Origin of the sequence: Citrobacter sp. Res13-Sevr-PEB04-36 (assembly GCF_015672735.1) — a bacterium.
GTDB lineage: Bacteria > Pseudomonadota > Gammaproteobacteria > Enterobacterales > Enterobacteriaceae > Citrobacter.
Genome location: NZ_JADABY010000013.1, coordinates 26,933 through 37,787, shown reverse-complemented (window position 1 = coordinate 37,787; position 10,855 = coordinate 26,933). Strand labels below are relative to the sequence as shown.

Genomic DNA, 10,855 nt, shown 5'->3' with positions numbered 1-10,855 from the left:
CTGAGTCTTATTTTGGACTTACTAACCGTTAAATCTGATCCGTTATCACCATTAAAGGGAAGTGACGCCTACTTCTATATTGACAGCTTTCCGCAGGACACCCGGTTATTTGTGATGGGCATTTACAGTAACCCGACGAGTTTATTAACCAAGCGCTGTCTGCAGATTAGCCTGATTGACGCAGAAGGAACGGGTGTGCTGAACGAGTGTCAGGATATGGGTACAGCGCAGGCTGTTGCGCTGCCAGAGTCAAAAGACCCGGAGGTTACCGCGCGCTGGATTGAGCGCTGTGTGACAGGGAGCGAACCGCTCCCCCAGTCGCTGAGAATCCAGTTAGCCTGCTGTTTGGTGGCTGCCGGGGAAGCAATCACTCTGGGACAAGGGCTGGCAAAAGTGGCTGAGCACTGGTAATAATCGCCGCCATTGCGGGCGGCGCTGCTTTACTCAGTGATTTCCAGCGAAGTGAAATCGAACTTATTGCCATCAAAGAGTCCCTGGCTGGTTAGTTTGAGCGTTGGGATAACCGGTAGTGATAAAAACGCCATCTGGATAAAAGGTTCGTTGGGAAGAGTGCCGCAGAGTTTACCTGCGGCTTTGAGCAAACCTATTTGCTGCGCCAGTGTTTGTGCCGTTTCTGTGCTCATTAACCCGGCGACAGGTAGCGGCAAATGAGCCATGACCTGGTTACTATGGACGACGCACAATCCGCCGCCGGTTGAGATAACCTGATTTACCGCCGTGGCCATTTCTTGCGCGCTACGGCCAATAACAACGATGTTATGGCTGTCATGGCTGACGGTTGCCGCAAGTGCTCCTTCACGTAAACCAAAGCCGCTCAGTAGACCGCAGGCAGGCGGAGTTTGCTTGCCATAACGTTCCAGGACGCTGATAAAGCAGATATCTTCTCGATCAAATCCTTCCCCAGTATACAGGCTCTCTCCGTTGCCGGTGATCAGCTCGTTAGGAATGACTTCAATTACGCGATAGCGTCTGCCGGGAGTGAAATCGAAGGAAAAGTCGGCGGTGGATACCGGCTGGCGTGCAACCGTGTTACCTAAGGGGGGATGCGTTTTTGCTAACGTTGCAGACTCGGCGCGCAGTAATGCGTGTTCATCGACAGGCGTTCCCTTAATAAACACTTGCTGTACCTCAACTTGCTGAGGATTGCTAAGCAGGACGATATCCGCTTGTTTTCCCGGTGCCAGCAGTCCGAGATGCTTCAGGCCGAAATGGCGCGCGGCTGACCAACTGGCAATACGGTAAGCGACATGCAGCGGTACATTGTGTTGGTTAATAAGGCGGCGGATAAGCGCGTCGATATGGCCTTCATGGGAAATTTCCCAAGGGTTACGATCGTCGGTACAAAGCATACATTGTGGGCTGTTCATTTCATTGATTAACGGTGCGAGCGAATCGAGATTTCTCGCAGCGGATCCTTCGCGGATCATTAACCCCATTCCCGCCCGTAGCTTCTCACGGCCCTCTTGTTGAGAATAGCTTTCATGGCAGTTTTCGACGCCAGCAGCAACATATGCATTAAGTGCTTTACCGCTCAGCCCCGGGCAATGACCGTCTATCGTCAGAGTACGGAACGCGTCTATTTTATCCGCAATTTCGTGCTCTCCGGCGATAACGCCGGGATAGTCCATTACCTCCGCGAGCCCGGTGACCAGGGGATGGTCGCGCCAGCGGAGCATTTGTTCAAGGGTAAAATCGGCGCCGTTTAAATCGCAACCTTTTAGGGCAGGGACGCAGGAGCTAACCTGAATATACTGATTTTGTTGTGCCAGCTCGGCGCAGCGAATAAACCAGGCGAAACCGGATTCCCCCATCACATTGACGATTTCATGGGGATCGCAAACGATGGTTGTCAGGCCGCGCGGCAGAGTTGCCGTTTCAAAAGCAACTGGGGTCATCATGCTTGATTCAATATGCAAATGGGCATCAACAAAGCCAGGTACTGCTGTTGCTCCGTGGGCATCGACACGCTGGTGAGCTGGAGCATCGGTATACTCTGGGCCAATACCAGCAATATGCTGGTTTTTTATCACTATGGGACCTGCGAAACTCCCGCCATTAATTAAATCAAGTGCAGTGACATTATCAATAATATAATCTGCAACTCCCTCTCCACGTGATACGGCGAGCAATTCTTGTCTGTTTTGACGGCTAATTTGGTGATATTTAAAGTTAATTATATTTATCATTTTGTTTTCTCATTTTGATTTATCAAATTGATTCTTTAATTATCATTTTATCATCTGTGGTGGTTTTTTATTTTATCGATAAATAGATTTTTACGATGTGATAGGTATCACTGAATTCCGAGTTAGGTATGATTTAAAAAGAGAGAAAAGTAAGTGGATGTATCATAAAAATTATTATTCATCAGTGGATGGACAACATGAAAAATGAACACAGCGAAAGCATTCATCAGAGTGCAGGTAGTTTTTCCCGTTTTTTTAAACTACAGCAGCATAATACTTGTGTGCGCACCGAGGCGATAGCCGGGCTCACTACGTTTCTAACGATGGTTTATATCGTCTTTGTTAATCCGCAAATTTTAGCTGCAGCGCATATGGATGCGAAGGTCGTGTTTGTCACCACCTGTTTGATTGCCGGTATCGGTAGCATTGCCATGGGACTCATTGCAAACCTTCCGGTCGCCCTTGCTCCTGCGATGGGGTTAAACGCCTTTTTCGCCTTTGTGGTTGTCGGGGCGATGGGGATGAGTTGGCAGACCGCGATGGGAGCAATATTCTGGGGCGCTGTGGGGTTATTTTTATTAACGCTTTTTCGCATTCGTTACTGGATGATTGCAAACATCCCAATGAGTTTGCGCATAGGTATCACCAGTGGAATAGGATTGTTTATTGCAATGATGGGGCTGAAAAACTCAGGTGTCATTGTTGCGAATAAAGATACGTTAGTCGCCATTGGCGATTTGACTTCGCATGGTGTGTTATTAGGGATTGTTGGTTTTTTTATTATCGCAGTTCTCTCTTCACGAAATTTCCATGCCGCGGTGCTGGTCTCAATTGTCGTCACATCATGTTGTGGATTATTTTTTGGCGATGTTCATTTTAATGGTATTTATTCTGCACCGTCTGGTATCAGCGGAGTGATTGGCGAAGTGGATATACGCGGTGCCTTATCGCTGGACCTGGCTGGTATCATTTTCTCATTCATGTTGATTAATCTATTTGATTCTTCTGGGACGTTAATCGGCGTGACGGATAAAGCGGGTTTAATTGGCAAAGATGGTAAATTCCCTAATATGCATAAGGCGCTGTATGTTGACAGTTTGAGTTCAGTGGCCGGTGCTTTTATTGGTACTTCATCGGTGACCGCCTATATTGAAAGCACGGCCGGTGTGTCGGTAGGAGGCAGGACCGGTCTTACAGCGGTGGTTGTGGGCGTTTTGTTTTTGCTGGTGATGTTTTTTTCGCCGCTGGCTGAAATAGTACCGGGATATGCAACGGCTGGAGCCTTAATTTTCGTTGGCGTGTTGATGACATCCAGCCTCGCCCGTATTGACTGGGATGATTTTACCGAGTCCGTTCCGGCTTTTATCACGGCGGTAATGATGCCTTTCACGTTCTCTATCACCGAGGGGATTGCGCTTGGTTTTCTGGCTTACTGCATTATGAAGATCTTCTGTGGAAGATGGCGTGAGCTGAATCTGTGCGTCATTGCGGTTGCGTTGCTATTTGCGTTGAAAATTATACTAGTGGACTAAAAAGTTTGTTCCGTGGCATTTCTGCCGGGTGTCGGCTAGCGCCTTACTTAGTCTACAAATCATTAAATATCATCATGTTATGCATTCAGGGAAAGTTCATGTAAAGTGAATTTTTTGTTTAAAAATTAAGCTAACCTTGGAAAGTGGAGCAGAAGTTATAGGATATCTTACTTCTGACTATTTTTTCTGTTATCTCAGGAGCAGAGGGTTGGGAAGATATCGAGGATTTTGGTGATGCTCATATTGATTTTTTAAGACAGTATGGTGGTTTTGAAAATGGTATTCCTGTTCATGATACCGTTGCCAGAGTTATGTCCTGTATCAATTTTAATAAATTTCATGAATGTTTTATTAACTGGATGCGTGATTGCCATTCTTCAGATGATGGCAATATTATTGCGATTGATGGAAAAACACTGCGCCGTTCTTATTCTGCCGAATTATTGGCAGGGATAAGGCATATTGCGGTAAATACTCTGACGCAATACAAAGAGTTCAAGGCCGGAGTGAAGAGAAAGATGAGAAAAGCAGCGATGGACAGAAACTACTTCGCGTCAGTCTTTGCGGGCTGCGGGCTTTTGTAATCTTGCCCTGGTTCATTAAATAACCAGCAGGAAAACGCGAGATGTAGAGGGGTGTCGAGGGTGTGAGCGGTATACTTCTCCAGCATACCTGAAGGCTTATCATGCTCATCCAGCAAGATGACATGTCCCTGTCGCATAGTATCCACCAAGAATCTTAAGCACTCGCTATTACAAGCCTTCATACGACGGAATAATTAACACTTCGGACTATTTAACCGATAGGGGGAAGCAGTCCCGTAACAGAAACGGAACTGCTTGAAGTGAGATGCTTAGAAAAGAAGCAGAAAGTGAAACCGGCTTTCAATGCCTAACGCAATACCGTCAGAAACGGCAGGGATCGCCATCAGCATCAGTAAGAAAAGGCTAATAATACAGCGCAGTAAGATATTCATATCACTCCTCCCGCTGGCTCTTTTTTAGCTTTTGCAACAGCAACCACATGCGTACCGTACGGACTTTTCCACCCGAGGATGCCGTTTCTTGCGCCAGTTCTGTATGGTGGCGATAACCATTAAAGAAGAGGTTAAGCACCACGGCGCTAACGGTGGCCAGCATAATGCCGCTATGCAGCAGCGGCTGGAGTACGGCAGGTAGTTTAGAAAAGAAATCGTGTGACAATGTTGGCGTCATACCCACGCCGAGGCTGATCGCCACAATATAGAGGTTGTAGCGATTGGTGGTGTAGTTACAGCGCGACAGAATGCGAATCCCCGTCGCCAGTACCATGCCAAACATCACCAGACCGGCTCCGCCCAGTACAAACTGCGGGATCGACGCCACCAGCACCGCCATTTTGGGCACCATGCCAAACAGAATCAAAATAACCCCAGAGGCAATACACACCCAGCGGCTGTATACCCGGGTCACGCTGACCAGTCCGACGTTTTGTGAAAATGACGTATGGGGAAAGCTATTAAATAAGCCGCCAATCAGCGAGCCCACGCCATCAACGCGCAGTCCGCGGATAATATCCTGCGAAGACAGTTTGCGACCGACAATCTCCCCGAGGGCGAGGAACATGCCCATCGATTCGATAAAGACGATGATCAACACCGCTGTCATGGTCAGAATCGATACCGGATCAAACACCGGCATACCGAAGGCCATTGGCGTGACGATGGCAAACCACGAGGCGTCCTGCAGACCGGAGAGGTTAACCTCATTCATCATCCACGACAGCGCAAAGCCGAAAATAATGCCTAACAATACGGCAACGTTGGACAGAAAACCTTTGGCAAAGCGGGTGATTAATAAGATAAAAACGAGCACGGCAAATGAAATACCCAAATAAACCGGATCGCCATACTGCGGATTCCCTTTTCCCCCTGCAGCCCAGTCGATGCCGACTTGGATAATGCTCAGGCCGATAGAGGTAATCACCACACCGGTAACCAGCGGAGGAAACAGCGGGATTAAGCGCCCGATAAGCGGTGCCAGTAAGGTGGTGATGATGCCTGCGGCAATGGTTGCGCCAAAAATCCCCAGCAGGCCAATATCCGGATTCATCCCGATGGCGATCATCGGCGTTACGGCGGCAAACGTCACCGACATAATTACCGGCAGACGAATGCCCATAAAGCGACCGATCCCAATGCATTGCAGCAGCGTCACCACGCCGCAGCAAAACAGATCGGAGCTAATCAGCAGCGCGACGGCCTCTTTATTCAGCCCGAGCCGGTCGCCGATCATCAGCGGCACTGCCACTGCGCCCGCATACATCACCAGTACATGCTGTAGCCCGAGGACGACCATTTTTCCCGGCGATAAAATGCGGTCAACCTCGTCGATGGTGCCGCCGGGTTCGGCGGGAGGTGGAAGTTGAGAATCTATGGCGCTCATGTGTATTTCTCCTTGAACCCGGCACGCGCCAAAATCGGTTACCGGGCAGTAAAATGGCGAACCTTTCGACCCATCACATCTGGCGCTTAAATTGCCCATCCTCCGGCATAAAATGCCACCAGGGCGAGGGTGATAATCACGGTGCCGATATTCAGCTTTTGCCACTCGCGAGCGAAGACGCGCCCGACAACCAGGGTGACAAAACCCAGCATAATGCCGGTGACGATATTGCAGGTCAGGACGATAAATACCGCGCAGACCAGCCCGGACATTGCATCAATAAAGTCATCAAAATCGAGCTTCGAGACGTTACTTAGCATCAGTAACCCCACGTACATCAGCGCGGGCGCGGTGGCGTAGCCGGGAATCAAATACGACAGCGGCGATAAAAACAGAATCAACAGGAACAGGAGGCCGACGATGGTTGCCGTCAGGCCAGTTTTCCCTCCGGCGGCGGTTCCTGCGGCGGATTCAATATAGACCGCTGCAGGGGCGGCACCGACCAGACCGGAGAATACGGAGCTAATGGAGTCGCTGGTCAGCGCTTTGCCGCCGTTGATAATCTGGTTGTCTTTATCCAGCAGATTTGCCTGCCCGGCCACGGCGCGGATAGTGCCGGTGGCGTCGAATACGGCGGTCATCACCAGCGCCAGCACGCTGGGAAGAACGGCGGGCTGGAGCGCACCCATGATATCGAGACTAAAAATCAGTGATTTACCATCTTCACCGCTCAGGCTGGGCATCGCGACCAGGCCGTGATACTGAACGGCGGGATCGAAAATCAGGCCGATAATGGAAATGGCAATAATGACCAGCAGGATCCCCCCGGGGACGCGATTTTTTTCCAGACCAAAAATCACCGCCAGGCCCAACAGGCTCATGATCACCGGAAAGGAAGTAAACGATCCGAGCGCCACCGGCAGCCCTTCCAGTGGGTTTTTTATCACCATGCCGACACCGTTCGCTGCAATGAGCAGCAGAAACAGTCCAATACCGATGCCGGTACCGTGAGCGATCCCCATCGGCAGGTTACGCAAGATCCAGGTACGCACCCCGGTGACCGAAATGGCGGTGAAAATTACCCCCATCAGAAAAACCGCGCCCAAGGCGACGGGAATACTGATGTGCTGCCCCAGCACCAGGCTAAAGGCGGTAAAGGCGGTCAGGGAAATGGCGCAGCCGATGGCCATTGGCAGGTTTGCCCACAGCCCCATCAGCAGTGAACCGAAGCCCGCAACCAGGCAAGTGGCGACAAACACCGCCGCGGGCGGGAACCCCGCTTTTCCCAACATGCCGGGCACCACGATGACCGAATAGACCATCGCCAGAAAGGTGGTGAGTCCCGCCAGTACTTCCTGGCGAACCGTACTGCCGCGAGCCGAAATTTTGAAATAAGCGTCCAGTGCACCGTGGGGCTGTGATGCATCCGGGGTAGGCAGAGTATCTCCAGACATAGTTATGTCCTCAGCAGAATAGAAGGATTTCGTCAGGTGCGCTCATACACCAGGCGACCGTCAATATAGGTACGATAAATAGAACGATCGTCACCCAGCGTCATCATCACGAACAGCTTGTCGACCAGGGACACCGAGTTGTCGTAGCGTAGCTGCTGCAATGGCGTCGCCGTCGGCTCCAGCACCACAAAGTCGGCCTCTTTGCCCGGAGTGAAATTACCAATCAGGTGGTCAAGCCCCAGCGCTTTCGCGCCGCCGAGGGTTGCCAGGTAGAACGCCTCATAGGCCGAGAGTCGATATCCCTGCAACTGCACCACTTTGTAGGCTTCGTTTAGCGTTTGCAGCATGTTGAAGGTGGTGCCTGCGCCGATGTCAGTGCCCAGCCCGACCTTGATTTTCTTACGCCAGGCTTTTTGCAAATTGAACAGCCCGCTGCCGAGGTACAGGTTCGAGGTGGGGCAAAAAGCGATGCTGGAGTCGGTTTCGCTCAGGCGATCCCACTCTTTCTCTTCCAGATGTACGCAGTGGGCGAAAACGCAGTTTTTACCGGTCAAACCATACTGGTGATAGACGTCAAGGTAGCCATCATGATCGGGATAGAGCTCTTTAACCCAGGCAATTTCATCTTTGTTTTCACACAGATGCGTATGTACCCAGGTGTCGGGATACTCCTGGCGCAGACGTTGCGCCATCGCCAGCTGTTGCGGCGTTGAGGTTGGGGCGAAGCGCGGGGTGATGGCATACAGCAGGCGACCATTTTTGTGCCAGCGTTCAATCAGCGCTTTGCTTTGCTGGTAGCTGCTTTCGGCATCATCCAGCAGATACTCCGGCGCGTTGCGGTCCATCATCACTTTGCCCGCAATCATGCGCATGTTGATATGGCTGGCGGCTTCAAACAGGGCGTCTACCGACTGCGGATGCACGGTGCCAAAGACCAGCGCGGTGGTGGTGCCGTTACGCAGCAGCTGCTTGAGGAAAAAAGAGGACATTTCGCGCGCATATTCCAGGTCCTGATAGCGCCTCTCGGTGGGGAAGGTGTGCTTGTTCAGCCACTCCAACAGCTGCTCGCCATAGGCGCCAACCATCTCGCTCTGCGGGTAGTGAATATGGGTATCGACAAATCCCGGAATCACCAGCTTGCCGCGATAATCGCGGACCCGGATGGACTCAGGAACCCGATGTTTTCCCTTTTCCCATTCGCCAAACCATTCGACTTTGCCCTCGCGAATTAACAGCAATCCATCCTCGATAAACCGCAGCGCCGATTCGAGCTCCTCGGGATGTTCGATGGTGCGCGTGATATCGATAAAGCTACCACGCACGGCTTTTAGCGTGTGTTCTCCTGACATGTGAACTCCTTACAGTTAATCCGTTTCTTCCATTGAATCGACTGCGGGCAAGACGTCCTCTTGCCGATAGCCGCCCGGAAGAATGATATTCAACAGGATTGCGGTCAGTCCGCCTGCGCAGATGGGGTTTTCCACCAGCACATAAATTGAGGCGGGTAAGATTTTGAAAATTTCCGGATCGTAAGAGACGCCAAGCCCCAGCCCGAGAGAGGTGGCGACGATCAGCGTTTCACGGCGCTTCAGGCCATTGGAAATAATGATGCGGATCCCGGCGATAGCGATCATCGAGAACATCAGCGTCATCGCGCCGCCCAGTACCGCCGAGGGGATGGTGGTGAAGAAGCCGCCAATGGTCGGGAACAGGCCGAGGATCACCAGCATGACGGCGATGGTGCGCCCGATATAGCGCGAGGCGACGCCGGTCATCTGGATAACCCCGTTGTTTTGCGCAAAAGTGGTGAGCGGCAGGGAGCCAAGCGCGGAAGCGATGACCGAAACCAGCCCGTCCGCCAGCACGCCGCCTTTCAGGCGCGACTGGTACTCATCACCCTGGATTGGGCGTCTCGACACCATCGCCGTAGCGGTGATATCGCCAACCGCTTCCAGCACGCTCAGCAGGTAAATGGTGCCGACGACCAGAAAGTGATGCAGGCTGAAATGAAAACCGTATTTAAAGGGGATTGGGATAGTCACTAGCGGCAGGTTTTTCATGCCGCTGAAATCGACCATTCCCAGGCACAACGACACCACGTAGCCCACGCCCAGGCCGATGGCGATCCCCCCCATGCGCAGCAGCGGGCTACGACAGCAGTTGAAGCCAATCACCACCATCAGGACCAATAAACCCACACCGAGATTTTCGTAATTACCGTAGGTGCCGCTGCTCTTTGCCGCGAAGCCGCCGCCAAAATCAATAATGCCGACTTTAATCAGGCTCAGGCCAATCATCAGTACCACGATACCGCTGACGGTCGGGGTGATCACCCGGCGCAAATAGGGGAGGATAAACGAGGAGCCGACCACCAGAAACGCGCCGACAAACGACACGCCGAGCAGCGAGGACATTATCAGTTCTTCATGAAAACCGTCGCTTTTCATACCGCTGCCAAGGGCGATCATTACGGTGACAAACGAGAAGTTCACCGACTGTATCGACAGTAATCCGGAGCCGACGATGCCGTAGCGGTTCACCTGTAGCCAGGTGCCGATCCCGGAGGCGATCATCGCCATCGAAACCAGATAGGCGGTGGTTTCCGCAGAGAGTTGTAGCGTTGCCCCTACGATCAGGGCGGGGGTGACCATGGGAACGAAAATGGCCAACAGATGGGTAATCGCTCCCACAATCGTCTGGTGAAAAGGAGGGTGATCCTCCAGTTCATAAATCAGATCGGAACCTGCACGGTTTATATCAGACATCCCTTTACTCCCTTTATGGGTATAAGCAAATTTGATCATCTGATTCAGCAGATTAAAATTCTGCGAATTTTGGGCACAGGAGGCCCTGAGAAAGACGGTTCTCAATCCACAGACGGCATTTAATATTGATTGAATCACTTAAGTCTTCGGCGATCCTGTAGCCCGGGCAAGGCGCTGTGCGCCGCTCCCGGGAGCAAGACCGCAGAATCTTCCCGGAGGCGATGCTGCGCATCTGTCCGGGCGACAAGCTTTCAGTTGTCTGCGTTCCCGTAGCCCGGGCAAGGCGCTTTGCGCCGCCCCCGGGAGGAAGACCGCAGAATCCTCCTGGAGGCGATGCTGCGCATCTGTCCGGGCGACAAGCCTTCAGCCGTCTGCGATCCCGTAGCCCGGGCAAGGCGCTTTGCGCCGCCCCCGGGAGAAAGACCGCAGAATCCTCCTGGAGGCGATGCTGCGCATCTGTCCGGGCTACAGGCC

The 10,855-nt window shown here is 52.0% G+C and carries 7 protein-coding genes and 3 pseudogenes; 3 read left to right on the top strand and 7 right to left on the bottom strand.

Annotation, left to right across the window (positions count from 1 at the left end; translation table 11 throughout):
* Positions 1-411: pseudogene (locus IMQ48_RS03465) on the top strand (hypothetical protein); the annotation flags it as partial.
* A gap of 29 nt (positions 412-440) precedes the next feature.
* Here the strand turns inward: IMQ48_RS03465 and adeD are convergent.
* A complete protein-coding gene (gene adeD / locus IMQ48_RS03460; RefSeq protein ID WP_196207922.1) occupies positions 441-2,207 on the bottom strand; it encodes an adenine deaminase in 1,767 nt (588 codons plus the stop codon).
* A 197-nt stretch (positions 2,208-2,404) separates the two neighbouring features.
* Here adeD and IMQ48_RS03455 point away from each other — a divergent pair, with 197 nt between their 5' ends.
* On the top strand, positions 2,405-3,739 hold the full coding sequence (locus IMQ48_RS03455; RefSeq protein ID WP_196207921.1) for an NCS2 family permease: 1,335 nt from the start codon (positions 2,405-2,407) through the stop codon (positions 3,737-3,739).
* Between the two features lie 137 nt (positions 3,740-3,876).
* Positions 3,877-4,203 (top strand): annotated as a pseudogene (locus tag IMQ48_RS03450) (ISAs1 family transposase); the annotation flags it as partial.
* A 122-nt stretch (positions 4,204-4,325) separates the two neighbouring features.
* On the opposite strand, the pseudogene IMQ48_RS03445 reads toward IMQ48_RS03450, so the two are convergent.
* The 6 genes and pseudogenes from IMQ48_RS03445 to IMQ48_RS03425 all read right to left on the bottom strand — a co-directional run.
* A pseudogene (locus IMQ48_RS03445) lies at positions 4,326-4,460 on the bottom strand (isopentenyl-diphosphate Delta-isomerase); the annotation flags it as partial.
* 132 nt (positions 4,461-4,592) lie between these two features.
* Positions 4,593-4,715 carry a hypothetical protein gene (locus IMQ48_RS22975; protein WP_227015978.1) on the bottom strand — a complete coding sequence of 41 codons (123 nt, stop codon included), beginning with the start codon at positions 4,713-4,715 and terminating at the stop codon, positions 4,593-4,595.
* A 1-nt stretch (position 4,716) separates the two neighbouring features.
* Positions 4,717-6,162 (bottom strand): nucleobase:cation symporter-2 family protein, encoded by a 1,446-nt coding sequence (locus IMQ48_RS03440; RefSeq protein WP_196207920.1) that lies wholly within the window; start codon positions 6,160-6,162, stop codon positions 4,717-4,719.
* Positions 6,163-6,248: 86 nt separating this feature from the next.
* A complete protein-coding gene (gene ghxQ / locus IMQ48_RS03435; RefSeq protein ID WP_196207919.1) occupies positions 6,249-7,616 on the bottom strand; it encodes a guanine/hypoxanthine transporter GhxQ in 1,368 nt (455 codons plus the stop codon).
* 32 nt (positions 7,617-7,648) lie between these two features.
* Complete coding sequence (guaD, locus tag IMQ48_RS03430; RefSeq protein WP_196207918.1) at positions 7,649-8,965, bottom strand: guanine deaminase; 1,317 nt, start codon at positions 8,963-8,965, stop codon at positions 7,649-7,651.
* A 15-nt stretch (positions 8,966-8,980) separates the two neighbouring features.
* On the bottom strand, positions 8,981-10,381 hold the full coding sequence (locus IMQ48_RS03425; protein ID WP_196207917.1) for an NCS2 family protein: 1,401 nt from the start codon (positions 10,379-10,381) through the stop codon (positions 8,981-8,983).
* Between the last annotated feature and the right edge of the window lie 474 nt (positions 10,382-10,855).

What these genes read in the sequence shown, in the direction of transcription:
- adeD (WP_196207922.1), bottom strand. Translation starts at nt 2,207, where the DNA reads ATGATAAATATAATTAACTTTAAATATCACCAAATTAGCCGTCAAAAC.
- IMQ48_RS03455 (WP_196207921.1), top strand. Translation starts at nt 2,405, where the DNA reads ATGAAAAATGAACACAGCGAAAGCATTCATCAGAGTGCAGGTAGTTTT.
- IMQ48_RS22975 (WP_227015978.1), bottom strand. Translation starts at nt 4,715, where the DNA reads ATGAATATCTTACTGCGCTGTATTATTAGCCTTTTCTTACTGATGCTG.
- IMQ48_RS03440 (WP_196207920.1), bottom strand. Translation starts at nt 6,162, where the DNA reads ATGAGCGCCATAGATTCTCAACTTCCACCTCCCGCCGAACCCGGCGGC.
- ghxQ (WP_196207919.1), bottom strand. Translation starts at nt 7,616, where the DNA reads ATGTCTGGAGATACTCTGCCTACCCCGGATGCATCACAGCCCCACGGT.
- guaD (WP_196207918.1), bottom strand. Translation starts at nt 8,965, where the DNA reads ATGTCAGGAGAACACACGCTAAAAGCCGTGCGTGGTAGCTTTATCGAT.
- IMQ48_RS03425 (WP_196207917.1), bottom strand. Translation starts at nt 10,381, where the DNA reads ATGTCTGATATAAACCGTGCAGGTTCCGATCTGATTTATGAACTGGAG.